The sequence below is a fragment of the Paenibacillus sp. ACRSA genome (genome assembly GCF_022346845.1).
Lineage (GTDB): Bacteria > Bacillota > Bacilli > Paenibacillales > Paenibacillaceae > Paenibacillus.
The window spans coordinates 197,793-222,623 of the sequence record NZ_JAKRNP010000009.1 but is presented as its reverse complement, the minus strand read 5'-3'; the positions used below and the strand labels follow the sequence as shown (position 1 = coordinate 222,623).

The 24,831-nt window shown below is 45.1% G+C and carries 22 protein-coding genes and 1 riboswitch; of the genes, 17 read left to right on the top strand and 5 right to left on the bottom strand.

Features of this window, described 5'->3' with window-relative positions; translation table 11 throughout:
• Positions 1-308: 308 nt before the first annotated feature.
• On the bottom strand, positions 309-2,576 hold the full coding sequence (locus MH215_RS22775; protein ID WP_239293457.1) for an FAD-dependent oxidoreductase: 2,268 nt from the start codon (positions 2,574-2,576) through the stop codon (positions 309-311).
• Positions 2,577-2,721: 145 nt separating this feature from the next.
• Between MH215_RS22775 and MH215_RS22770 the strand changes: the two genes are divergently transcribed.
• The 7 genes from MH215_RS22770 (at position 2,722) to MH215_RS22740 (ending at position 10,949) form a co-directional block, all read left to right on the top strand.
• Entirely contained in the window at positions 2,722-3,489 is a 768-nt protein-coding gene (locus tag MH215_RS22770; protein ID WP_239293456.1) for a helix-turn-helix domain-containing protein, read from the top strand.
• A gap of 170 nt (positions 3,490-3,659) precedes the next feature.
• A complete protein-coding gene (locus MH215_RS22765) occupies positions 3,660-5,480 on the top strand; it encodes a sensor histidine kinase (protein WP_239293455.1) in 1,821 nt (606 codons plus the stop codon).
• A gap of 23 nt (positions 5,481-5,503) precedes the next feature.
• Complete coding sequence (locus MH215_RS22760) at positions 5,504-6,361, top strand: response regulator transcription factor (RefSeq protein WP_239293454.1); 858 nt, start codon at positions 5,504-5,506, stop codon at positions 6,359-6,361.
• 172 nt (positions 6,362-6,533) lie between these two features.
• Entirely contained in the window at positions 6,534-7,850 is a 1,317-nt protein-coding gene (locus tag MH215_RS22755) for an ABC transporter substrate-binding protein (protein WP_239293453.1), read from the top strand.
• 292 nt (positions 7,851-8,142) lie between these two features.
• Positions 8,143-9,024, top strand: a complete 882-nt coding sequence (locus MH215_RS22750) for a carbohydrate ABC transporter permease (protein ID WP_056691145.1) — start codon at positions 8,143-8,145, stop codon at positions 9,022-9,024.
• A 17-nt stretch (positions 9,025-9,041) separates the two neighbouring features.
• A complete protein-coding gene (locus tag MH215_RS22745; protein ID WP_481857476.1) occupies positions 9,042-9,932 on the top strand; it encodes a carbohydrate ABC transporter permease in 891 nt (296 codons plus the stop codon).
• Positions 9,933-10,061: 129 nt separating this feature from the next.
• Positions 10,062-10,949 carry an RCC1 domain-containing protein gene (locus MH215_RS22740; RefSeq protein ID WP_239293452.1) on the top strand — a complete coding sequence of 296 codons (888 nt, stop codon included), beginning with the start codon at positions 10,062-10,064 and terminating at the stop codon, positions 10,947-10,949.
• Between the two features lie 213 nt (positions 10,950-11,162).
• On the opposite strand, the gene MH215_RS22735 is transcribed toward MH215_RS22740, so the two are convergent.
• The gene (locus MH215_RS22735; protein ID WP_239293451.1) at positions 11,163-12,719 is read right to left on the bottom strand and encodes a glycine betaine uptake BCCT transporter; all 1,557 of its coding nucleotides are present in this window, start codon (positions 12,717-12,719) and stop codon (positions 11,163-11,165) included.
• 301 nt (positions 12,720-13,020) lie between these two features.
• On the opposite strand from MH215_RS22735, the gene MH215_RS22730 reads away from it, so the two are divergent.
• The 5 genes from MH215_RS22730 to MH215_RS22710 all read left to right on the top strand — a co-directional run bounded on the left by MH215_RS22730 (position 13,021) and on the right by MH215_RS22710 (position 17,050).
• Complete coding sequence (locus tag MH215_RS22730; protein WP_239293450.1) at positions 13,021-13,446, top strand: MaoC family dehydratase; 426 nt, start codon at positions 13,021-13,023, stop codon at positions 13,444-13,446.
• A gap of 150 nt (positions 13,447-13,596) precedes the next feature.
• Positions 13,597-13,678: riboswitch (ZMP/ZTP riboswitch) on the top strand.
• 58 nt (positions 13,679-13,736) lie between these two features.
• The gene (locus tag MH215_RS22725) at positions 13,737-14,339 is read left to right on the top strand and encodes a DJ-1/PfpI family protein (protein ID WP_239293449.1); all 603 of its coding nucleotides are present in this window, start codon (positions 13,737-13,739) and stop codon (positions 14,337-14,339) included.
• Positions 14,340-14,351: 12 nt separating this feature from the next.
• Positions 14,352-14,825 (top strand): GNAT family N-acetyltransferase, encoded by a 474-nt coding sequence (locus MH215_RS22720; RefSeq protein WP_239293448.1) that lies wholly within the window; start codon positions 14,352-14,354, stop codon positions 14,823-14,825.
• 99 nt (positions 14,826-14,924) lie between these two features.
• Entirely contained in the window at positions 14,925-15,086 is a 162-nt protein-coding gene (locus MH215_RS22715) for a hypothetical protein (RefSeq protein WP_239293447.1), read from the top strand.
• Positions 15,083-17,050 carry an elongation factor G gene (locus MH215_RS22710; protein WP_239293446.1) on the top strand — a complete coding sequence of 656 codons (1,968 nt, stop codon included), beginning with the start codon at positions 15,083-15,085 and terminating at the stop codon, positions 17,048-17,050. Before MH215_RS22715 ends, MH215_RS22710 begins: the two co-directional genes overlap by 4 nt.
• 67 nt (positions 17,051-17,117) lie before the next feature.
• On the opposite strand, the gene MH215_RS22705 is transcribed toward MH215_RS22710, so the two are convergent.
• Together MH215_RS22705 and MH215_RS22700 are read right to left on the bottom strand one after the other, a co-directional pair.
• A complete protein-coding gene (locus MH215_RS22705; RefSeq protein ID WP_239293445.1) occupies positions 17,118-17,621 on the bottom strand; it encodes a hypothetical protein in 504 nt (167 codons plus the stop codon).
• Positions 17,622-17,978: 357 nt separating this feature from the next.
• A complete protein-coding gene (locus MH215_RS22700) occupies positions 17,979-18,236 on the bottom strand; it encodes a GlsB/YeaQ/YmgE family stress response membrane protein (protein ID WP_091029919.1) in 258 nt (85 codons plus the stop codon).
• A 158-nt stretch (positions 18,237-18,394) separates the two neighbouring features.
• Here MH215_RS22700 and MH215_RS22695 point away from each other — a divergent pair, with 158 nt between their 5' ends.
• From MH215_RS22695 to MH215_RS22685, 3 genes are all read left to right on the top strand, one after another.
• A complete protein-coding gene (locus tag MH215_RS22695; RefSeq protein WP_239293444.1) occupies positions 18,395-19,102 on the top strand; it encodes a response regulator transcription factor in 708 nt (235 codons plus the stop codon).
• Between the two features lie 41 nt (positions 19,103-19,143).
• A complete protein-coding gene (locus MH215_RS22690) occupies positions 19,144-20,526 on the top strand; it encodes a sensor histidine kinase (protein WP_239293443.1) in 1,383 nt (460 codons plus the stop codon).
• Between the two features lie 115 nt (positions 20,527-20,641).
• Positions 20,642-21,361, top strand: coding sequence for a hypothetical protein (locus tag MH215_RS22685; RefSeq protein ID WP_239293442.1), 720 nt, complete (start codon positions 20,642-20,644; stop codon positions 21,359-21,361).
• 188 nt (positions 21,362-21,549) lie between these two features.
• Here the strand turns inward: MH215_RS22685 and MH215_RS29280 are convergent, their stop codons facing one another.
• A complete protein-coding gene (locus MH215_RS29280; protein ID WP_239293441.1) occupies positions 21,550-22,260 on the bottom strand; it encodes a MerR family transcriptional regulator in 711 nt (236 codons plus the stop codon).
• A 154-nt stretch (positions 22,261-22,414) separates the two neighbouring features.
• On the opposite strand from MH215_RS29280, the gene MH215_RS22675 reads away from it, so the two are divergent.
• Both MH215_RS22675 and MH215_RS22670 read left to right on the top strand, forming a co-directional pair.
• Positions 22,415-22,903: a DUF6022 family protein gene (locus tag MH215_RS22675; RefSeq protein WP_239293440.1), complete on the top strand. Its 489-nt coding sequence runs from the start codon at positions 22,415-22,417 to the stop codon at positions 22,901-22,903.
• 51 nt (positions 22,904-22,954) lie between these two features.
• Complete coding sequence (locus MH215_RS22670; RefSeq protein ID WP_239293439.1) at positions 22,955-24,589, top strand: SNF2-related protein; 1,635 nt, start codon at positions 22,955-22,957, stop codon at positions 24,587-24,589.
• Positions 24,590-24,831 lie beyond the last annotated feature (242 nt).

Genomic DNA, 24,831 nt, shown 5'->3' with positions numbered 1-24,831 from the left:
TACTCTTCACAGATTACTGCATGGTAGTTGAACAGTGTACTGTTCTAAACAGAACAGCATACTACTTTGAAAAGAAAGAGCATCAGCTGCTGTAACTCTGCTGATGCTCTATTTTCATCCGCACATAATCCACATCCGCCTTGGTTTTATCTGGTACGAGAATGCGTAACAATAGAGCACCCATCGTGTGCTTTTTCTTTTACGATCATCTGACGGAATATGAGCCATTCTAAGCTTCATCATATAAAAGCGTCCGATTGCAGGCTGGATAAGCTCATATTGTTCCCTTTACCGATTAGATGGCTCCCCTACCTTGTTGGCTCGGCATAAGCACGAATCTCAATAAGCTCCGCATATCTGGTGCCATGAGTGGCCTCAATGGTCACCCTAAGCGCTTGTGCATGCACAGGTACATCCAGAGAATGGATGACTTTTCTTCTGCGGTTTTCCTTTACACATACAATTTCGATCCACTCGCCAGACTGAGCCAAAATCTCGACTTGATAATCGCTTATAAGTTCAGGCATGACACGGAATGTCGTGTGATGGTGATGCAAATTGACGAGATCCTCGTTCACATCATCATTGAACGTCAAGTGCACTTCAGCCAAGGTTTGTGGATCTTCCCACGTCAATTGCACCCATTCCGGCGTGCCTGACTTCATCGGCTGTGACATCCACTGCTGTGGCCCGCCGAAAGGACGATGATAACCGTTTATCGTATGATTCGCCGAGTAAGCATCACTCATTGAGAGCGTACGACAACAGAATGGCTGACGTGCCAGCCCTTGCATGGACCATAATACGACAGGTTGATCCGTGGCGTGATCCTCCAGATTTTTGGACACGTGATTTTCTTCTGTTTTGAAAAAAATAAGTACACCACTGTGTGCTTCCGTCGAATGGTAAAGTGAGATGGATGTATTAGCCCGGAAGATAATAAATGCATTTTGCGGTTCTTCCGGTCGCCATTCGAGTGGAAGCTTCACCCACTGAGCGCTTCCCGTTGTAACGTTAACGGTCACCGTAACTTGTAACGTATGCGGCACGTAATTTTCCTTACGCCCCGTATCCCACAGCTCTACCGTTATTTCGGTATCGCTGGATGCATCTAGCAGCAGCTCTAGGCCGCCGCTTAACATTGGATGCACAGGTAGCAGCAGGGCGGCATCCGTATCCAGCGGATACATCTCGCCAGGCTGCTCTATAGCGATGCTCGTCAGCGTGCTGGAGGCTGTAGCCTTGGCACGCCGAGCCAGATCCAGCTCATCGTTGCTTCGCACGCCAATGATAGAAGCATCCTGTCGCAGCAACGTCTGCTGCAGCAAGGCAAGATGCTTCGCGTACAGAGCGCGCGGCGGCACATCCATGGTCGCGCAAAGCGCCGCGCCCGTACCTGCGGCTTCGCCAATGACAGCGCATGTTGCCATAACGCGGGTCGTGCCGAAGGCGACATGCGATGCGCTAATGTCGCGTCCGGCCATGAGCATGTTCCGTACATTCACGGAATACAACGAGCGGAACGGCACATGATATACGCCATCGGCATGCATATGTTTCGAGCCGCTCGCCTTCGCGTACATACCCTGCGGGGGATGCAGGTCAATGGACCAGCCGCCAAAGGCAACGGCATCTGGGAACTCACGCTGGCTGATAATATCGTTCTGGGTGAGCACATAGTCACCCGTGAAACGGCGGTACTCTCTTTTGCCGGGCAGAGAACCGATCCACTCCAGCGTCATATGCTCTGCATCGAACTTGCCTGAATTCTTGATATAGTCCCAGATGCCGTAGATCACAGCCCACAGTTCATCACGGATCAGCTCATTATCATGAACGGTGTCATGTTCACCACCCCATTCAATCCACCAGTAATGACAACCGGAATCCCCGCTGCGTATGACCCGGCGAATCGGAATGCTAGTCTGAGTGATATCCTTGGCAAAAGAGGGCGGGATATAACGGACAGGTGCACCAGTATCCTTGGTATAGAAGAGAAGTGTACTGCCTAGCGTGATCTGATCGGCCACCTCTGGTGCCCATTCTTCACCATATTCGCTGCGGGCTTCCCGACCTAACGCAAACTTGGCTCCAGCTAGGAAGCCCACCAATCCATCCCCCGTACAGTCGATATAGATCTTACTTTCGAATCGGATTTTGCGCTCAGAACCCATCATCCATCCAGTAACGGAGGTCATCATGCGCTCATCTTCATCTCCTGTGGCCTCCACTTCATGGACATCGGTATTCAGGTATAGACGGATGTTAGATTCTGCTCGAACGGCTTCCAGAATGATTAAGTCCCAGAGATAAGGATTACCCTCCGGATTGCGATACTGATTCTCTACAAACAGTTCGCCCATGATGCCAGTCTCGCGGGCATAGCGGTTAATGCCGTGTGCTGTGGCTCCACAGACCCATACGCGTACTTCGCTGCTGGAATTACCGCCGAGTACGGGACGATTCTGCACTAGCGCGACCTGTTGGCCGAGTCGTGCCGCAGATATAGCTGCGCATACACCAGCAAGCCCGCCACCGATGACGGTGACATCCGGTTTAACAAGTTCGTGATTCATAAGAACACCTCTCTCTTGGAATATGGAGGAGCCTAAGCTCGCAATTCATATCTATAATTTCATATTAGTTCTATATATTTACTTTTTAAATACACTATATTATCATCGAGCATATACTTTATTTCACATCAAAGGCAGGTGTATCATGGACCTCCTGAATCACATCTACTGGAAGAAGAAAGCGGAGTTTGCCTTGGCAGAGGATATCTACGACGCTTGGGTAGTCTTTGCCGTGGAAGAGGGCGTATTTCGTTATGAGATTGGGGGGCAGACGGGAGAGGCGGGTTTCGCTGATCTGGTGTTATGTCCGCCGCGCGTGCTTTTTCGCAGAGAGACGGTAACCCCGCTGACGTTTCACTATATACAGTTTCGTTCTAACTCCTTAGAGGATGAAAACCTTCTGCCGCCGGTCGGAAAATCCCTGATTAATGATACAAAACGTCTGGCTTCAACGTATGCTTATCTGCGTCAAGCGACTGAGGACAATGATGGGGATTCAGTAAAATGGAAAACTCATTTGATGATGGATTTGTGGCAGTTGTATCAGTGGGAGCGTAGACAGAACAAGTTGATGCAACGAAAATTTACGGAAGATGCTCTGATGACTGAAGCGGCGGTTTTGCTGGAGGAATGGGCAGGCGAGGGGGTCAGTCTTCGAAGGTTGGCAGAGTACTTGGCTTTGAGTCCAGTCCAGCTAACTCGACGTTTTCGTGATGCCTTTCAAGAAACTCCTTCCGAATACCTGAAAGCGATTCGTCTCAAAAAAGCAAGGGATTTACTGGCTGATAGTGGTCTGACCCTTACCCAGATTGCGGAAAGATGTGGATATGAGAACGGATTTTATCTGAGTCGGGTGTTCTCGTCCACCATGGGAATCAGCCCTTCCGAATACCGGAGGCGACATCAGGTATAAGAAAAGAGTCCGATCTCTTTCTTGCTTGCACGAATAGATCATATCTATGCAATTCATTTCGATACCGGCAAGGGGTATCACAAATTCATGCAATTCATTCGACTTCGGCTATAAGTGGTAGGTAGGTGCTATAATGGGTTCATTAATTGTAGGGGAGCGAGTACAAAGGAATGAACAAACCACACTGGAAGAGATTATTGCCACAGCGGCTGAGGTACCAACTGTTCGGTGCTTTTGTGGTGTTGATTCTCTTACCGTTCAGTGCGTTGAATGTCTACAACTATCAGCAGATTGAATCGCTGGTCGAGCAGAAAATTAGCGAACAGAGTCATGAGCAACTGGTACAGATGTACCGTTCTTTGGAGGATCAGATGAGTATTGCTTTCAAAACACTCATTTTTCTGGAACAGGATTCGGCGGTAAGAAGTGTGCTAACCTCTCCAGACAGTCGTACTCCCCTTGAGAACAAATCGCTCGTGGAAGAGAAGTTCAAGATGATCAACAACAGTTTCTTTCTATATAATCCTTCAGTCTATTTTACTTTATTGGATTTTTATGATAGCGTTTACACTTCGTATTTACCTAAAAAAGCGTTATCTTATGATCCCTACTTAGAGCAATTCAGCAAGCGTCTAGGCGAGATTCCTCTGGTAAAGGGGGATACAGATTCGGCTCCGTTTCAACCGGAAGAACTTTTTTATCGCTGGGATGCCCGAGATACAAACCATGTGTTGCGGGAGTTATCCTCCAGCCCGTACTTATTGTCGCTGTATGCCTACATGAAAGATAGCGGAGGCAAACGGTACGGACTGGCACGAATTAGCATTGATTACTCTTACTGGTTTCAGACCATGTTGAAGGATTCACAGAGTAATCAGGAATATTATCTTATTACGGGTAGTGGAGAGACCATTGCCCGTTCCTCCAAAACTGCCGCCCTCTCCTTCGAGGTCACCCGTGAAATCGCTCTCCATCCGGCAGAGGCTTATCTGACCGATCCAGCTTCAGATACACTAATTAACTACGTGTATATCGAATCACTGGACTGGTATATGGTGAATCGGATTCCGCTTTCGATCCTCTTTACAGAGATTTCCGAACTCAAACAGCGTTACTTTTTGACCTTTTTCGGGTTCACAGGAGCGTTTGTACTGATGGCTTTTATGATCTCGGCGACGTTCACGCGCCCTTTGTCGGATCTACAGAAACAAATGAAGGAGGTTGTCCGCAAAAACCTCAAGATTCGTATTCCTGAGGGAAACAGCCGTGGCGAAGTGTTGGAACTAACACGTACGTTTAATACCATGTTGGACGATGCCAACCAGATGATTACCAGACTCAAGACGGAGGAACGCCAGAAGGAAGCGGTACATTTTCATATGCTTTTGGCTCAGATGAATCCGCACTTTCTCCTGAATACATTGAATACAATGAAGTGGAGCGCGATCCGTAGCGGGAATGAGGAGATCTCCGAGATGTGTGTTTCTTTGGGCAAATTACTGGAGGTCAGCCTGAATTCACAGGTCGAATTAGTATATCTTAAGGATGAGATTGAGTTGGTTCAAGCTTACCTTCATATTCAGCGGGTTCGTTACCGCGACAGCTTTGAAGTAACTTGTGAATTGGACGATACACTGGAGTACGCGCTGGTTCCCAAGCTGAGCTTGCAGCCGCTGGTAGAAAATGCGATTCATCACGGTGTCGGGTCACTGGAGCAGCTTGGTCAGATCTGTATCAGAATTTATAGGCAAGACACAGGAACACTGATGCTTGAGGTAGCAGACAACGGAATCGGAATTGAGGAATCACTGCGTTTGCAAGTAACCCGGACACGTCCGGGAATCGGCCTATCTAATCTCAGGGAACGATTGAGGTTATTGTTCAAGGGTCAAAGTAAACTTGAAGTGATTAATACCGATCCGGGTACACTAGTGAGGTTCAGTATTCCTTTTTTATTGTCGACGCCTTATGTAGAGAAGCAGTCTGACTAGCCGACTGGAAAGGGGAATCTGAAATGTGGAAAGTACTGCTTGTAGAAGATGAGGTGTTTGTACGTGAGTCGGTACGTGAGATCATTTCTTGGGAAGAGCTGGGCTTCACGGTCATCGGAGAATCTGGTAATGGTACCGAAGCGCTTGCAATGATTATACAGGATGTACCCGATCTGGTGCTGACCGATATTGTCATGCCGGGTATGGATGGTCTGGAATTACTCAAACAGACACGTCAAGCCGGATTAAAGACCAAATTTGTGATGCTCACCTGTATGGGAGAGTTCGAATATGTACGTCGTGCGATGGAATACGGAGCCTCAAATTATATTCTGAAACTGTCCATGAGTGTGAATTCACTGCGTGATACTCTACGTAAAGTAAGTGCTGAACTGGGAGCTTCGGCTGAAGTCCCTACAAAGACTAATCATCATGAGGTGTCGCCTCCTGCAACAGTTCTCACATCAACACCGACACCTGCTTCGCCTGCATCTCTTACAATCTCCCCTTCGCCCCTATCTGAGACTGATCTTCCATTCACACCTGTTCGTGAGCCGATAGTAAAGCATCCGGAGATTAGCAAGATTATTGAATACATCGGACAGCATTACGATCAGGACATTACCGTCAAATCCATGTCACGATTTGTGATGATGGGTGAGAATTATGTCAGTGCTTTGTTTAAAAAGAAAACGGGTCATACCCTAATTCATTATCTGCATGGGGTGAGGATGGAGAAAGCGGCTGAATACTTACGGGAGACGAATCTTCCCGTACAGGAGATTGGTTACCTGGTGGGATTCGGAAGTGATAATTATTTTATCAAAATCTTCAAGCGTTGGACCGGTTGCACGCCCAGCCAGTATCGCCACCGCTCGTGACTCACAGCATGAGTAGAAGGAATATGTGTATTGACTGCTTAGGCAAGGGGAGATAAATCCGTATTTTTGTTCAATCCGAATCATGGATATGTATCTTATGAACTCCGCATGGTCCCTGCTACGATGTAACGGAAGGTACATTCACTTCAATTCAGGGAGGTCATGTGACCAGATGAGAGCCAAAAGAGGATTAACCGGATTGATCGTAGGCGTGCTGATGTTGGGCTTGCTAGCCGGCTGCGTAGGTAAAAGTGAGACGAACGGTGGAGATAACGGAGGCGGATCTGCCGCAGGAAAGGTGAAGTTGACCATGTGGGGCGCGGTGCCACCTGAGAATGGTCCACAGGAAGTGGTGGATACCTGGAATGCGGAGAATCCAGATATTCAGGTGGAATATGTACGGTTTGTCAATGATGACGATGGCAACTTGAAGCTGGATACGGCACTGTCCACAGGGCAGAATGTTGACCTGTATGTCAACTATACCCTCACGAATCTCGATAAACGCATCAAGGGTGGGACAGCGTTGGATCTAGGCGAGTTCACCGATTACAACATTGATGAGAAAATGGGAGAAGATGCAGCATCCTGGAAAGTAGATGGAAAATATTATGGGATGCCGACCAAGAAAAATGCAGCTTTCTTCGCTTTAAATATGAAAGCGCTTGATCAAGCGGGACTGAGCGTACCCACAGCCTGGACTTGGGATGAAGCCCGTGACTATGCGCTTAAGCTGAAATCTTCTGGTTTCAAGTATGGATTGGTACAGCATACTGCTTCCTATGTGGATCCGCTTGATTCTGTTCTGGTGAAGAATGGCTATGTCAAGGCAGACGGCACTTCCAACCTCGATGATCCATTGGTCACCAAATGGCTCGAGACGTTGAATGGAATGATGAAGGAGGATGCAACTACGCCTCCACTCGGCGAGCAATTGACTTCCAAAATGCCAGTGGAGAACATGTTCCTTGGCGGCGAATCTGCCATGATTAATATTGGCGAATGGCTGATCCGCACTTCGAACAACATGACCGAGTTCCCTCGAGATTGGAAAATCGCCTTTGCACCTGTACCGAGACTGGTTGCACAGGAAGCGGATATGGTGAAAAGTGGAGGTCTCGGTGACTTAATTGCCATCAATTCCAAGTCGAAAAATAAAGAAGCCGCATGGGAGTTCCTGAAATGGTATGCTGATGGTGGAATGATGCCAATGGCTGCTGGTGGACGTCTGCCTTCCTCGAATGCGGTTGATCAACAGACTGCCATTGATCATCTGCTCGGTGATTATGCCGAATCTTATGACAAAGAGTCACTGGAATTCGTGTTATATGGTGACGAGACACCTACGTTTGTCCGCAGCATTGCACAAGAAGTGGTAGATCTGCGTGCACAGGAGTATGAAAAGTACTTCCTTGGTAACCAAACTGCCGAAGTTACTGTCCAGAACATGGTCAAACGCCATAATGATTGGTTGAAGCAGAACCAATAGAATGCAAATGCACTTAGAGCAAGAGCCGTCCTCGCGTGAGGCGGCTTTTTTTGTGGAAATAATTTGTTTGGCATACCAATTAACATGTGTTCTGTACATAGACCTCAATGAATTCGTCCAAGTCGTTGGTGCCAATAGAACAATTCATTGTTATTTCCCTCTCGGAAAATAAGGCCGAAATACATATATCTGTGATATCAGGACCATGGTTATGTTCCTTAAATGTTGCAGGACATCTTGTTATGCTTGAGTCAAGAGAAATGCAGAACAGATGTTAAGGAGTGGAAAGTATATGCATAAATCTTGGATGAAACGGCAGAGCAGGCTCGGGTATCTGTTTATTGGGCCTAATATGATTGGCGTGCTGTTGTTTTTTATTATACCGGCTATCTATTCGTTCTATCTCATGTTCACCGATTACAAATTCATGAACCCGGAGACCCATTTTGTAGGATTGGATAACATCCGGCGAATGTTGAATGATGAACTGTTTGGCGTGGCGCTGCGAAACACATTTATATTCCTATTAGCTGTTCCGATATCAATGGGTTTGGCATTTATCGTGGCGGTGGCGTTGAACAAGTCTGTGTACTGGCAAAAAACACTGCGTGCGCTTTATTTTATGCCCTACATCACCAGCGGTGTAGCCATCGCCTTTGTCTGGATGCTGCTGTTCCAGCCGACGTCGGGACCCATTAACGGCTTCTTGCGGGGGATCGGTATTACGAATCCACCGGGTTGGTTATCGACAACCGAATGGTCAATGTATGCGATTGATATCATCTGGATCTGGTTCATGCTCGGTTACAACATGATTATATATCTGGCAGCTTTGCAGGAAATTCCGGAGGAATTGATTGAGGCAGCCCGTATAGATGGTGCCCGCCCCTGGCAGACGATACGCCGAGTCATATGGCCGCTTGTTAGCCCAACAACGTTTTTACTGTTGATTACAGGACTGATCATGACCATCAAGAACTTTGGCATCATTCAGGCTATTACTCAGGGTGGACCCGGAAACAGTACAACGGTATTATCACTCTTTATCTACCAAAATGCATTTCGATATTACGAGATGGGATATGCCGCCGCTATTAGCTGGGCACTCTTTGCCATCATCATGATCTTCACCGTGTTACAGTGGCTCGGCCAGAAACGTTGGGTTCATTATTAAGGAGAGGAGGGATCGTCATGGAGAAACCAAGTGCCGCGAACGCGCAGCCCACATCTCCGCATTCACCTAAGATTAGTATGGAGTCCTTGACCCGGGTTTGGAGGATTCTACTGACACTGCTGATGTCCAGTTTTGCCTTGCTGATGATTATGCCGTTCATCTGGATGATCAGTACGTCATTCAAATCTGCTGCGGATGTCTTCACCTATCCGATCCAATGGATACCCTCCAGCCTCAACTGGGAGCATCATATCAAGGTCTGGAGCGGGGTGGATACCTTTGCAACATATTATTTGAACTCGTTAAAAATATCGCTCATTAGCACCATTGGAGCTGTATTTCTCTCGGCTTTTGCAGCCTACGGTTTCGCACGGATACAATTCAAAGGTCGGGAGACACTGTTCCTGATCTATCTCTCAATGATGATGGTGCCGCCGCAGGTACTCTTTGTGCCTAAGTTCCTGATGTTTGAATGGGTGGGGATATATAATACCCATTGGGCCTTGATCCTGCCCGGATTGTTCACTATCTTTGGTGTATTCATGTTGCGGCAGTTCTTCCTGTCGGTGCCTTCAGAGATTTCAGAAGCTGCGTTCATCGACGGTGCCGGTCACCTGCGTATATTCTTCAGGTTAATTCTGCCTCTGGCGAAGCCTGCGCTAGCTACACTAGCGATCATCGATTTCTCATGGCATTGGAATGATTATGAGAATGCGCTCGTGTTTCTGATCGACAAAGACCTATACACCGTGCCACTCGGACTACAGAACTTTATTCTGGAGAATAATGTGGACTACAATGGTATGATGGCGGCTGCCACGGCAGGCATTATTCCAATGATTATCGTATTCCTAGTGGGTCAGCGCTATATCATCCAGGGCGTGGCTGGAAGCTCAGTAAAAGGTTAAAGCTAATATCACTGAGGTGTAATATTAATGCACCCTTTTGCTGAGCAAGGTGATTCTCGCGGTTAGACGGATCTTATTGTTGAGCTAACGGAGGACGGAGAGAATCTTAATTTGTAGTGGAGGTAAAATATGGATTGCAATTTACGGAAGGAGACGGTGTTTGAGACGATATCTATACGTAACGATACCATAGCGGCGGGTCGTCGTCATACCGTTGGTCTTAAATCTGATGGAACGGTAACGGCAGTGGGTGATAATAAATACGGTCAATGTAATGTAAACGATTGGTGCCGTATCGTCGCAGTCGTTGCTGGTAATGTACATATGGCGACAAACACGGGAAATGCCCATACCGTTGGTCTTATATCTGATGGGACTGTAACGGCCGTAGGTTGGAATAAGCATGACCAGTGCAATGTTAGCAATTGGAGCGATATTGTTACAGTTGCGGCAGGTTGGTGCCGTACTATCGGGGTAAAAACAGATGGGTTGGTGGTTGCTGTGGGTCGAAATAATGAAGGTGAATGTAACGTAAGCAGCTGGCGTGATATTGTAGCAGTCACGGCGGGTGACTGGCATACAGTAGGGCTAAAAGTAGATGGCACGGTAACAGCGGTTGGTAACAATAAGTATCGGCAATGTAGCGTAAGCGAATGGAGCAGCATATCGGCTGTTTCGGCGGGTTATCTTCATACTGTTGGGCTTAGATCAGATGGCACGGTAGTGGCTGTGGGTAGAAATAATGATGGCGAGTGCGACGTAAGCGGCTGGAGGGATGTTGTAGCAGTTGCAGCGGGGAGTTATCATACCGTTGGTCTTAAATCTGATGGTACGATGGTCGCGGTGGGTTTGAATAAACATCACCAATGCGATGTAAGTGGTTGGCATGACATTAGGGCTATTTCGGCGGGGTGTGCCCATACTATTGGTCTTAAATCTGATGGTACAATGGTTGCGGTGGGTAATAATGATCACGGGCAATGTGATGTAAGCGGATGGAGCAGCATCCAACATTAAACCGAGTGGAAGTTCAGATCAATAATTATTGAAATGGACTAAAATATAGCCTGATGTCCGATTTAATGCGAATCTAAATAGTGAACTTTAAAGCGAGTTACTCATAACTTAATGTAATCCGATGGAGTGAATGTACGGGTTGAACAAATACGATAATTCTGAAAAAAAGGTACCCACCTGAGGCGGGTACCTTTTTTTTAGATCAATTATATATTACCTGCTTGGAATTTCGTTCTGTGAGTTTTCGTGTTCCTCCAGCAGTCGTTTCAGCTTATGGCGCTGCCGTTTTTCCTTCTGACGGCGCTCTCTGTCCTCGGCCTGTAGAGCTTTGAGTAGGGAGATACACATACCGATAAGGACAACGGCGAACGGCAGCGCGGCCACAATGGAAGCCGTCTGGAGACCGCTCAGTCCCCCGCTGAACAACAGTACTACCGCGATGGCAGATTGCATGATTCCCCAGGTTAATTTCACTCTTGTACTCGGATTCAGCTTGCCATCTGAGGTCAGCATGCCCAACACAAATGTAGCGGAATCAGCTGACGTAATAAAGAAGATCATGATCAGGAGTGTAGCGACTACTGCTAAGATTGTGCCCAAAGGCAACTGCTCCAGCATAAGGAATAAAGCGGTTGTAGTATCTTCCTTGACGGCTTCCGCCAGATGGGCAGCATTGAACAATTCCATGTGAAGTCCTGTACCGCCGAAGACGGAGAACCAGATAAATCCGAAAAGGCTTGGAATTAGCATGACGTAAATTACAAATTCCTTTATAGTTCTTCCTCTGGATACCCTTGCGATAAAAGTACCGACAAAGGGAGCCCACGAGATCCACCATGCCCAGTAGAATAACGTCCATGCTCCAATCCAGGCTTCTCTTGAGAACGGCGTCAGTCTCAAACTCATGTTAATAATATTCTGCATGTAACTGCCTAAGGTTGTTGTGAATGTGTCAAATATAAAAGAAGTCGGCCCAGTTACTAATACAAACAACATCAATAGCACAGCTATAACGAGGTTGGTGTTGCTCAGAACCTTAATACCTCTATCCAGACCGGAGGTTGCTGAGATTAGAAACAGTACGGTTACAACGATGATAATGACAACCTGAGTTATTGTTGAGTTAGGGATACCGAATAAGTAATTCAGACCCCCACCGATCTGAAGTGCCCCCAATCCAAGCGAGGTCGCAACACCGAAGATCGTGGAAATAACCGCTAGAATATCAATGATCTTGCCAAGCCAGCCTGCAGCAAGTCGCTCACCGATCAGAGGAATAAATGTGGAGCTGATCAGCCCTTTGTAGCCTTTCCGGAACTGGAAATAAGCAAGTGCTAAGCCGATGACGGTATAGATAGCCCAAGGATGGAGTCCCCAGTGGAAAAAGGAATAACGCATCGAAAGTCTTGCTGCCTGCGTTGTTGCGCCTTCTGCTCCCTCCGGTGCAGATAAATAGTGAGACAGCGGTTCAGCAACTCCCCAGAAAACCAGTCCAATGCCCATACCAGCGCTAAACAGCATGGACAGCCAGGAAACCGTAGAATATTCTGGTTCATCATCTTCATCTCCTAGCCTGATCGAGCCAAATCGGCTGAACGCCAGATAGAAAGCGAAGATTAGGAAGAACAGTGTCGCTAGCAAATAAAACCAGCCAAAATTCTGAATAGAGAAGTTGTAAACCACGTTAGCCACTTCCGCTAGCTGATCAGGAGCGACGGCTCCCCATATTGCAAACAGTGCAACGATTATAATTGTGATTGTAAATACCATGAAGAGACCTCCGTTATGTAAGCTACAGCCAACTGTTTCTTAGTATGTGCTAGTCCAGCTCGCAATATTTCAATAAAGCTAGCTGTTGATAAAATAAAACAAACTGCCGTGTAATGAAACACTTCAGTTTATTTTGATCTTTTTTGAACCAACATATTGCCTATAAATTTAAGAAACATGAGAACTTTAACAGAGTAATTAGTATCAAGTACTATAATCAAGTGTTATAATTGATAATCGAGTTAACTGTATTCCGAAATAAATTGGGTAAACAGACATGAAAAACAAAGGAGTTCAATCAATGAAAGTCAATGATTTTTTTGTAGGACAGACGTTTATAACAAAATCTCTTGAGCTCACGAAAGAGGATATTACAAGTTTTGCTACTGAATTTGATCCACAATATATGCATTTGGACGAAGAAAAAGCCAAAAAAGGAAGATTCAATGGGATCATTGCTTCGGGAATTCAAACCTTAGCGGTTTCGTTTAAACTTTGGATTGAAACGGGTAGTTATGGTGACGATGTCATTGCAGGTACCGCGTTTAATAATATCAAATTTGTAAAACCCGTGTATCCTGGCGATGTGTTGTACAACAAGGTAAAAGTTATTGATGTGGAAGAAAAGAAAAACGAAACAGGTCTTGTAACGGTGAAGTTTTCTACCTTTAATAGTAAAGAAGAGCTCGTTTTTGAAGGAGATTTAACAGCTCTGGTCAAAAAGTAGTGTCCCAGGTCAAGGACAAGCGGTTATTTCCTCATTAATTCATTAAGCTAACGGTCAGGTTAGCTGAAAAAAATGGAGAGAAGTGAAAGTATGTATAAATTTCATATATTTACAGAGGAAAAAGATGTCATGTATACTTAGTGTTAAATTTCTGGTATGTGTGACTGGCGTAAACGTGGAGTGAACCACGAGGAAGCACATATTTTATATGCCGTACGCCTGGGCAAAGTGTTTGATCTGTTGATCAAACACTTTTTTATTATTCAGGTAATGAGAGGATGGTAGCGGCAATGAAAATGGCTTTTGTGTTATTCGATGGAATGACAAGCATGGACTTAGTTGGATTTTATGAAGCAGTGACTTGGCTAGCGATTCTGAAAGCGAAGGAAAACGTATCATGGACATTCTGTGCAAACAAGGATGAAATTACAGATGATCGGGGACTGAAAATCAAATCCGGTGCGGTGCTACCTAATCTAGGTGATTTTGATCTAGTGTTTTTCCCCGGTGGATTATCAACTAGAATGCTTAGATTTGATGAGGATTTCATAGGCTGGGTTCGAACGGCAGAGAATGTACCGTATAAAATTTCTATTTGTACAGGGGCTTTGCTGATGGGTGCAGCAGGTTTCCTGAATGGAAAAAAGGCTACAACAAACTCATCAGCTTATGATTTACTGGCTCCTTATTGTGCAGAAGTAATTTCAGCGCGTGTCGTGCGTGACGGTAATACGGTAACTGGTGCGGGGGTTACAGCTTCCATTGACTTGGGGCTTTACATGGTTGAAATGTTGACGAGTACAGAGATTGTTCTTCAAGTTCAGCAGAAATTAGAGTATCCATATTATGAGGCTGGTAATCTAAAAGATGTCTACATGCAAACTTTTCGGTAGGGGGACAAGAAGATGAAAATTCGCCTTTTTCAAGCGCTAGACATGCCAGTCGTGTTGAATATGATGAAAGATCATGATTTTCAGTTCCCGGCGTTTATTCGCGAGCAGTATCCCGCGCGCTGGGATTCATATTTAGACATGCCGGATGAGCGTATCCATGCTTATTATGTCATGCTTGATGAAGCGGATATGGTCATAGGTCATGCTGGCTACATTCTTCAGCCTACTGTTAACCGGTATGAAATCGTTGGCGTTGTTACGTGCAAATCTCACCTTCGACAAGGAGTTGCACATAGACTAATCTCTAAGATTTGTACAAAATTAACTGAACTCGGATGCGGTGATGTCATGCTGTATACGCTTGATCATGAAAAAAATCAAGCTGCACTCGCATTTTATGAACGAATGAAGTTTCAAAGGGAACGTGTCGATATGAACTATTATACGTCTGGGTTTCATAGACTTGCACTGGTTAAAACGTTATAGGAGAGCATAAGAAACGAGTTGATTAATTCAACGAGAATGATTGCTTCATCAATTGTGGAATCCTGTAATTTCGAATGTTTTTATATACGGAGGGAGGGTATGGTTATCAAAATACGAGAAATTATGCCAGATGATTATACTGAAGTTGTTATCTTATGGAACGATGTACTGGGCGTACGTACGGTTACAGATGAGAACTTTCGTATTACGATGGATCAGATGAGCAGAATAACAAGAAATGTTGAAAGTGGGATTCTATGAAACGACTAACGATTGGCCTGTTCGCCCATGTGGATGCAGGTAAAACAACTTTTGCCGAACAGCTGCTGTACCATACGAACAGTATCCGGTCGCGAGGGCGGGTGGATCATCAGGATACGTTTCTGGACAGCCACGACATCGAGCGGGCAAGGGGCATTACCGTGTTCGCAGATCAGGCGGTACTAGAGTATAAAGGTGACAGTTACTATTTAATAGACACGCCTGGACACGTCGATTTCTCCCCAGAGATGGAGCGGGCAATTCAGGTCATTGATTATGCCATTTTGATAGTAAGCGCAGTTGAAGGTGTCCAGGGTCATACGGAAACAGTCTGGCAGCTACTGCGGAAACATCAGATCCCGACGTTTTTCTTTATCAACAAGACGGATCGGATTGGAGCGGATGCAAGCAGAACGGAGGCGGATATACGTCAGCATTTGACAGGGGAAGTATGTTGCATTACGGAGAGCTTCACTGACGGTATGATCGCTGAACCGCTACGTGAGGTCATGGCTGAGCGGGACGAAACCTTGCTGGAAGCATTCCTGGAGGGGAGAGAAGATTCTGGTTTCTGGTTAAAAGCCTTGCAGAAGATGATTGCGGAGGGTCTTCTCTTCCCTTGTGCTCACGGCTCTGCGCTTCAGGATACTGGCGTCGTTGAATTTCTGGATCAGCTGCACCTGCTGACGACAACCACTTATGACGTGGATGCTTCGTTCCAGGGTCGAGTTTATAAAATTCGGCACGATGCAGGCGGAGCGAGACTCACGTTCATTAAGGCACTGGGCGGTCGGTTGAAGGTGAGAGAACAGCTTAGTTATGAGAGCGGCGGGATTCAATATGACGAAAAAATCACGCGACTCTTCCTGTTTAACGGCCTTAAATCGCATTCGGTGGAGCAAGTAGAAGCCGGGGATTTGTTTGCCGTTGCCGGATTATCCGCGACCGAGACCGGACAAGGTCTGGGGTCGATATCCGACAAGTTAACTTACGATTCGGAGCCGACGTTACAATCGAAAGTAATTTTCGACGGTTCAATACATGTCCAGAAGGTGCTCGGTGCTTTTCGCACGCTTGAGGCAGAGGAGCCGTCTCTAAACGTCGTTTGGGATGAGAAATTGCAGGAGATTTCTATCCGTGTCATGGGATTGATTCAATTGGAAGTGTTAGAGCAGATTGTTAGAGAGCGGTTTGGCTTCGCTATCTCTTTTGGACAACCGGAAATTTTGTATAAGGAAACAATTCAATTGCCTGTGATAGGGTACGGCCACTTCGAACCGCTCAGACACTATGCAGAAGTGCATCTGCTAATCGAACCGGGAGAAAGGGGCATGGGTATTACGTTCGATAGCAGATGTCATGTCGATGATCTGAATGTCAGCTATCAGAATCTAATTCGGAGTCACCTTTACGAACGGGAGCATCACGGACTGCTGACTGGCATGCCAGTCACCGACGTGAACATCACGCTGGTGAGAGGGCGTGCACATAAAGAACATACTCATGGCGGCGATTTTCGTGAGGCTACCTTTCGAGCATTACGTCAAGGTATGGAGAAGGCAGACATCGTGCTGCTTGAGCCCTATTACGATTTCAAAATCAAAGTCACTCTCGATGAAATGGGTAGGGTGCTGTCCGATATTCAGCGTGCTTCAGGTACATTTAATCCGCCAGAGACAGATGGAACGCAAGCAGTGGTCACAGGCAGAGTGCCCGTATCAACTTTCATGAACTACAGTGCAGAATTGGCATCTTTTACGCATGGACGAGGCAGTATACGCTGCGTGTTCAGCGGATACGACCGCTGCCATAACACGGAGGAAGTCATAGAGCGGATGGACTACCGCAAAGAGGCAGACCCACTGTATACATCTTCATCTATTTTTTGCGCCAAGGGAGCAGGTTACTCGGTGCCATGGGATGAAGCTGAAGCCAAGATGCACCTTGAATTAGTACCTAAATGATCTTTTAAGAAATAAATTTTAGATAAGGAAAGAGCCGCACTAAGCGCGGCTCTTTTGTTTGTTGATATTAATGTCCACCTGTATTGGTAGCCCAAACAGGACCTTTTCCAGTAGAGTAGAACACAACATTTCCATCGTCTTGAACAACCAATGTATCGCCACTCAGGCCTGGTGGTACATTACCTTGGTAATGAGCATTAGTCCAATCTTGTATTTTTGAAAACCAAAACCAATGAGAATCGTTATAATCTGTTAATCGAAGCAGATTATTTTCAACTTTTAAGACCTGCGGATATCTTCTGATTGTATGGCCTGTGTGATCCCGCCATTCATATTTTGCACCACTCGTTTTTGTAGACCAAAGCGACTTGCCTTGTTTGTAAAGCACTAGATTCCCATCTGTCTGCATGATCAGCGTAAATCTTCCGTCGTTCGATGTAAGTGACTGACCTAGTGTTAGTGATTCACCTGCTGTAAGAGAATTCTTCGCAGAAGCTGCCGAGACGAGGGTGATCTGAAGCATAAACAGTGCTAGCAAGATGAGTACCGATTTTTTTGCGATTTTTTTCATAGTCGACTGCTCCTTTTAGGATATTTTTTTATTTCTAGTAAAATATAGCATAAAAAGAATAGAAATCAACTCTTTTTTTGATAGAATTTGTAAAATATTTGTAAATATTTACCTGATCGATAAGTAAAGCAGTAAATTCCATTCCGAGAAGTAGACCACGCTCAAGATTACGTAGTGGTCGATGAGGAAGGAACGGAGTTATGGTGTGGAAGCACACGAAAAAAAGAACCGTAAGTGTTCATCTTCCATCGATGAAATGCTTTCGGTTCTTTTATGTTTATCCTGTACCTTCATGCCAAGGCAGCATCTTTAAAACAATATCTAATGAACGACGGTATCGATTTCCGCCTCTCTTTGTTAACGTCTTCGGAAGGCTCCGCCGCGTGCCAGAGCGAAGAAGATGAGCAGGGCAATAATTGAGCCAACGATGGCTGGAATAATATGAAATCCGCCAATCACCGGTCCCCTTGGTCCCAACAATTCCGTTCCTAACCAGGAACCGATAAAACCCGCAATAACGTTTCCAAGAACACCGCCCGGTACGTCCCGTCCAATCAAGTTGCCGCTTAACCAGCCAATAAGTCCACCAACAATGAGTACCCAGAGCAGATCCATGGTTTGCTCTCCTTTCTTCGGGTTTATTACAAGTTATGTTGAGCTCATTGGAATATAACCTCATCTTCCAGTTGGTGGAGGAATCTAAAGTGTCTGTGCTAAGATGAGGGTAATGATGATTCAAGCTGGGAACCAGGCTAGAAGGGGTGTACAGTACATTGAAGAAAATACTTGTCATTGACGATGAAGTTGCAATTAGAGATTTAATTGAGCTCGTGCTGAAGCGAGAAAACTACGATGTGCAAACTGCAGAAGATGGCAAAACCGGACTGCAATTGCTAGATTCTTTTCAGCCCGATCTGGTGGTGCTAGATTTGATGCTGCCTGACTGCTCCGGATATGACCTTTGCAAAGAAATCACCGGGAAACGTGCCGTTCCTGTGATCATGCTCTCTGCCAAAAATGAGGTCATCGACAAGGTACTCGGACTAGAGCTAGGCGCGGAAGATTACATGACCAAACCCTTTGACAATCGTGAATTGCTCGCTCGGATCAAAGTGATATTGAGAAGAAACGAGAGCAAGGAGGAATTCATTGAAGTAGAAGAAGTGAAATCTACACGCATCCTTCATGAAGAGCTGACATTTGATCTTGAAAGCCGAAGGGTGCTGAAAAATGGTGTACCCGTGTCTTTAACGGCCAAAGAGTTTAAGATTCTGGAAACGTTACTCAAAAGGCCAGACAAAATCTTTACCCGGGATGAGCTGTTGCAGATCGGATGGGGATATGACTTTATGGGAGACAGTCGCAGTGTGGATATGACCATCATGCGATTACGGAAGAAGCTGGAGGATAACGCGGATGAACCGAAGTATGTCAGGACGATCTATGGATTTGGCTATCAGCTTGGAGGTGGCGAGGCCTGAAGTACGCAACCCGATTACTGCTGAATTATTTATTTTTCTCCGTGTTGTCCTTCGGCATCATCATATTTGCGGTCAATAAAGCTATCGATTACTACAGCTTCATTACCATTGAAAAACAGATGATGGAGAAGGCAGATCTGTCCGAACTGTCCTTTCGTGAGGTGCTGGCACAGCATAGATCATCGTCAGGGGAGCCGCAGACAAAGGAAATCGTCAGACTTGCTCTGGAGAAGCTGAAAGCATCAGGCAAGGAAGTACGTATCTATGACAGCTCCAAGCAGTTGCTGGGTCTAGCTGTGGATGGCATCATCATCAATGATGCCAAACCGCTTATTTTTGACAAAAATATTGAGAAAGCACTGAGCGGCAGCTATGCCTACACTGTAACAGGTGATCATCAGCTTTATTTTGCGACTCCCATTCAGGATCAATTCTACGAAAACGCTTATGTGTATGAGTTCGTAAAGGACATTTCCTACTTTTATGCGATCATGGATCAAATCCGTTATATCCTGTTTGCGGGTGCAGGTGGATTTATTGTACTGATTACGTTATCCAGTCTGTGGATTGCACGCAACACAACCAAGCCGATTAAGCTGTTGCTTGGCGCTGTGCAAAGTTTCTCTAGACAGGAGTTTCGGAGAGTTCATTTAAACCGGAAAGATGAGCTGGGCATGCTGGCAGATGGGCTGGATTCTATGGGGCGGCAGCTTCATGACTACATTCAGTACCAGAAACAATTTGTCTCTAACGTATCTCACGAGTTAAAGACACCCTTGGCGGCCATTCGTGGTTTCTCTCAGTACTTGGTTGAAGGGGAGAGCGAGAACAAGGATTTGAAAAAAATCTATGCTCACCTGCTGCAGGAATCAGATCGGCTGACACGCTTGATTAATGAACTTTTGCTTTTATCCAGATTCGACAAGGCTGGTTCTAACGAACTGGAAGCCCGGAAGACGGAAATGAACGAACTGATTCAGCAAGTCGCAACCAGTATGGGTGCAAAGGCTAAGGATAAAGGGATCGAGATCAGAGTCAGTCAAGCGGAGGGAGAATCAGATGATAAGCTTCTGACAAGAGTCCACGCCAAGGTGAATCCAATGTTGATGTCCCATGCGATCGCTAATCTTACGGATAATGCCATTAAATATTCAGGCAGTCGATCGCTAATCGAATTGAAGTTGGAACATACACCAAGCGAGGTCGTTATACGGATACGGGATCAAGGTATCGGTATCGCTGGCGATGAGCTGGAGAGAGTACAGGAACGCTTTTACCGAGCGAAAAATGCAAGCACAGCGAACGGTTCAGGTCTTGGACTTTCTATTTGCAAAGAGATTGTAGAGCGGTTTAATGGATATATCGACATAGAAAGTCAAATCGGGGAAGGAACAACCGTTACGATTGTGTTACCCCGTGCGTAAACATAAACGCGTAAATAGTTAACGTTACAAGATTGGTACAATTCTGTTATGAGACTAACAAATGTTTTTTCTATAATCACTTCATAAGAAAAAATCACATATTTATGGAGGGATCATGATGAAAACGAAAAACAAAGCTACAGCTGTAATCCTGCTGAGTATTTTACTAACGATGGCACTGACGGGCTGTCAGACGAATGGTGCAACGTCGTCAGAACCGGCGCAGAACTCGACTGAATCAAGCACGCCGAACGAACAGGCAACAAGCGAAGGGGTGCCAGATTCTACTGCGCCTGCTTCAGAAAATTCAGAAGAACAGAGTGCAGAAGCTATTAAGGAAGGTTCGATCGAGAAGGAAGGCAATGTGGTGCTGAAAGAGCTTGCTTTTGTCTATAATGAGCACACCATTGCAATTTCGGATACAGCGAATGAAGATCAGATGGAACAGATGCTGGGTAAACCGGATAACCTGAAATCTCATACGTACAGTGCCGACGATGGAACAAACATGGATACATTAATCGGTTTTACAGAAAAGGTCTATACGTATCCTGGACTGGAGATTAAAACCATAAGTATACCGGAGGGGAAACAAGACTCCATCTTCCATATCGAAATTACAGATCCTAAGTACACGACAGTGCGTAACATTAAAGCAGGGGATAGTCTGGATACACTCAAAAATGCTTACCCTGAGGGGAAACTGCTTGGTAATGGAGCCCCCGATGAGGAGGATGACTTCCGTTACGAGCCATCCAATTATGTGGATGTGATGTCGTTCCATATCAAGGATGCCAAGGTGGAGAGCATTCAAATCTACAGCCTGCTAGACTAATATTTAGTGATCGATGTTGGTAAGCCACTCATACAATTCAACTTTAATACCTGCCCAAGAGATGGGCAGGTATTTTCTCATTTTTAGACTCATTTGGAATAAATAATAATAATCCCCACTATACACAACGATAGCTTGAATATGACATTGAAAGGCTTATTTTTAGGGATAACGTCTCTCATTGTGATTTATTTTTCTAAACCACCCAATGAAAGAAATAATTCATATAAGTACGAGAGACCTCCTAACTGAGATTTTATTGTTTTATTTTGGTGAATTTTTATATTTTCCACTAGGGTAACCGCTTTATCAATGTAGTTTAAATCTAATTCTGCAATTGATTGCTTCAAGCTCACTGTATCCTCTGAATAAACAGAGCTATTCAGCACCTGAATCATTTTAATTTTAAGAAGATGTGATTTATTATATAGGCGGTAGTCGTTATCAGGGTTACGCTCCGTATTAAACATGCCGCTTCTCTCCCAGTAACGAATCGCTGATTTGGCTACACCTGTTCGTTTTGAAACCTCATGAATGTTAAAGTGTTCTATTAATTCGTAAGGTTGACTCCCATCAGCATACGATCTTAACTCTCCTACAAGCTGATCCAAGTTTACTTTATCTTGATACAACATGACCTCCCTTTCCCTTACAATCCACAACGCATCGTCCAACTCATTTCTTTGAAGACAATGTAGTACCTCGCTCGTGACTTCCATCCCGAATGAGGGAGCCATGGCTTGAATACATGCTAGGTAGGCTTCATGCTGCTCTGTATACATACGGTATCCATTTGCGGATCGCATCGCAGGGGGGATTAACCCTTTCGCTTCGTAATTCCGCAAAGTGCTTGGGCTAATATTAAATTTATTCGCGAGTTTTCTGGGTCTTAAGCTCACACTATTCCCACCTTTGTATTGTAAAAGAAAACATTAAACTCCTTGTAATGTTATTCTGCATTTAATGGTGTTTTCCTTCAATTTTTTTTGTGCAAGCTTCCATTTGGCTTATATGTTATACACTGGTCTTAAACTTAATCAAGGAGGAGTAAGAATGCCTGGAAAACCATTATTTCAGCAGGATATGACAATTGAGAAGATTAGCGAGGTAGGCAATATGTATATCGAATCAGTATGGAAGCAATTGTATGATGATATGCATGAACAATTATCAGTGGCTTTTCTGGAGATAGAGGATGCGGCGTACGGTCTTTATTTAGACCAATTGATGCCAGCGTTATTTGAATTCCTTGAAGATGCTGGCTTCGAAGCAGCAGAACCCCTTGAGGAAGAAGATTTTATCATTGGAAAATGTTTGTTATTTCGAAATTCGATTGAGAAATGGGGAACTGAGAACAACAGATCTAGAGTGTTTTGGAATGTATTACGCAGTAAGATAAGTCATCAACCTATTGGAGCGTTATTAACGGAAATTCCTCATTCTCATTTGAAGTTTGAGATTCCCACAGCTCCTTTGCTACATTCATTGCAAGTGTGTGAGCGGGAACAGATCGTCCAAGGCATCCGGCGAATTAAGGAATAGATGGTTGGAATCCTGAACATTTTGTAGAACGTTTTGGAAAGCAGGTGTACAATGGAAACTTTATATGGAAAACTGGAACTAATGAATGGCAGGTGGAAACTGAGCGGAGTTCATCCGTATGCTGCGATTCGTTTAAAGCAACTTTTTCCGAGCGTCGCGTTGAATCAAGTAGGGACATTTCTTTTTTCAAACAGATCGAATATATGTGCAGATCTAGTATGGTTTATTCAGCGATTTCCGATGGACATGACTACTGAAGACAGGACTAAGCTCATACTTGGTCGTGATACGTTTTTCGAGAAAAAAGCCTATTTGGAAGATATCCTATCTTCTGATTATGATCCAATCATGCGCCCGGGACTTAAACACGGTCAAAAGATTCGACACTATCAATCACAAGCTATTGATCTATGCTTAGAACGCCGTTCTCTACTTCTCAGTGATGATGTTGGTCTTGGTAAGACGTACACAGCGGCTGGGATGCTATTAGAGCAGGGTACGCACCCCGCGGCTGTTGTTGTTCAGACTCATCTTCAAGAACAATGGAGAGAGAAGATTGAGTCTTTTACGGATCTTGTTGTTCATAAAGTGGAAAAAACACAGCCGTATGCATTGCCGAGTGCAGATGTGTATTTGTTCAAGTATAGCCAGCTTTCTGGATGGAAGAGTTTTTTTTCAGAAGGCTTTTTCCAATGTGTTGTATACGACGAAATCCAAGAACTCCGAACCGGACTGTCAAGCGCTAAGGGAAATGCGGCAAAAATTCTGTCTGAAGCAGCAGAGTTCCGATTGGGTCTTTCGGCAACTCCGATATACAACTATGGTACTGAAATTTGGAACATCTTACAGTTCCTCGATCCAGAACTATTGGGCACCTATTCGGAGTTTGTTCGAGAATGGTGCCGCAACGATCGGGAAGTTCATGACTCAGTTGTATTGGGTAGTTTCCTTCGGGAGCAAAATATCATGCTACGCCGGACAAAAAGCGAAGTTGGGCATCAGTTACCTCCAATAAACAAGATGATCAAGATGGTTGAACCAGATATCTCAAAATTAAATTCCGTGAAAACACAAGTTAAACAGCTTGCCTTACAAGCTTCTCAAGGGACATACCTGGAACGGGGAAGAGCAGCTCGAGAGCTTGATCTATTGATGAGACAGGCGACTGGTGTGGCTAAGGCCTCTGGTGTCGCTGAGTATGCAAAGCGATTATTGGAAGCAAACATACCTTTACTTCTAGTCGGTTGGCACCGCGACGTATACAATATCTGGCTTAAAGAATTAGCTAAGTATAGACCTGCGATGTATACGGGAAGTGAGACAGATATACAGAAGAGCGACTCTGTAAAGCGGTTTGTCCAAGGGGATACGAATGTTTTCATACTATCGCTGCGCAGCGGCGCTGGGTTGGACGGATTGCAATATCGTTGTTCGACAATTTTGTTCGGGGAGTTGGATTGGTCGCCAATGGTGCATGAGCAAATCATTGGTCGATTATACCGAGAAGGCCAAGAGGAGAATATTACTGTCGTGTATTTAAATACAGAAAAGGGATCCGATCCGGTCATGCTGGATGTTTTAGGCGTAAAACAATCCCAATCGGAAGATATAATCGATCCTGACAAGTCAAATGACACGAAATTAAAAATTAACAGAACCCAAGCACTATCTAATCTGGTCTTGTAAGAGGGCAGACATATTTTCATTGAAGTCGCTATTTAGCGGCTTTTTTATTTTGGTACAAGTGTATGTCCCGAGCAAAGCATAAGAAACTGTACCGATTGCCGGAATGCAGAAGAACTTGATAACCTCCTAAATTGGTAGAAAGGTGAGTGGGTTTAAACAGGCTTAAGCATTAACAATGTTGGCAAAAACGAATTGTGAGCTATTTCAAGCCTGTTTCAGCTAACGCTGTCTTGATGATTTGA

Coding starts and splice junctions, on each gene's coding strand:
- MH215_RS22755 (WP_239293453.1), top strand. CDS start 6,534: ATGAGAGCCAAAAGAGGATTAACCGGATTGATCGTAGGCGTGCTGATG.
- MH215_RS22775 (WP_239293457.1), bottom strand. CDS start 2,576: ATGAATCACGAACTTGTTAAACCGGATGTCACCGTCATCGGTGGCGGG.
- MH215_RS22675 (WP_239293440.1), top strand. CDS start 22,415: ATGCCTGGAAAACCATTATTTCAGCAGGATATGACAATTGAGAAGATT.
- MH215_RS22670 (WP_239293439.1), top strand. CDS start 22,955: ATGGAAACTTTATATGGAAAACTGGAACTAATGAATGGCAGGTGGAAA.
- MH215_RS22745 (WP_481857476.1), top strand. CDS start 9,042: ATGGAGAAACCAAGTGCCGCGAACGCGCAGCCCACATCTCCGCATTCA.
- MH215_RS22770 (WP_239293456.1), top strand. CDS start 2,722: ATGGACCTCCTGAATCACATCTACTGGAAGAAGAAAGCGGAGTTTGCC.
- MH215_RS22735 (WP_239293451.1), bottom strand. CDS start 12,719: ATGGTATTTACAATCACAATTATAATCGTTGCACTGTTTGCAATATGG.
- MH215_RS22685 (WP_239293442.1), top strand. CDS start 20,642: ATGATGAAAACGAAAAACAAAGCTACAGCTGTAATCCTGCTGAGTATT.
- MH215_RS22730 (WP_239293450.1), top strand. CDS start 13,021: ATGAAAGTCAATGATTTTTTTGTAGGACAGACGTTTATAACAAAATCT.
- MH215_RS22720 (WP_239293448.1), top strand. CDS start 14,352: ATGAAAATTCGCCTTTTTCAAGCGCTAGACATGCCAGTCGTGTTGAAT.
- MH215_RS22760 (WP_239293454.1), top strand. CDS start 5,504: ATGTGGAAAGTACTGCTTGTAGAAGATGAGGTGTTTGTACGTGAGTCG.
- MH215_RS22740 (WP_239293452.1), top strand. CDS start 10,062: ATGGATTGCAATTTACGGAAGGAGACGGTGTTTGAGACGATATCTATA.
- MH215_RS22700 (WP_091029919.1), bottom strand. CDS start 18,236: ATGGATCTGCTCTGGGTACTCATTGTTGGTGGACTTATTGGCTGGTTA.
- MH215_RS22725 (WP_239293449.1), top strand. CDS start 13,737: ATGAAAATGGCTTTTGTGTTATTCGATGGAATGACAAGCATGGACTTA.
- MH215_RS22715 (WP_239293447.1), top strand. CDS start 14,925: ATGGTTATCAAAATACGAGAAATTATGCCAGATGATTATACTGAAGTT.
- MH215_RS22750 (WP_056691145.1), top strand. CDS start 8,143: ATGCATAAATCTTGGATGAAACGGCAGAGCAGGCTCGGGTATCTGTTT.
- MH215_RS22710 (WP_239293446.1), top strand. CDS start 15,083: ATGAAACGACTAACGATTGGCCTGTTCGCCCATGTGGATGCAGGTAAA.
- MH215_RS22765 (WP_239293455.1), top strand. CDS start 3,660: ATGAACAAACCACACTGGAAGAGATTATTGCCACAGCGGCTGAGGTAC.
- MH215_RS22705 (WP_239293445.1), bottom strand. CDS start 17,621: ATGAAAAAAATCGCAAAAAAATCGGTACTCATCTTGCTAGCACTGTTT.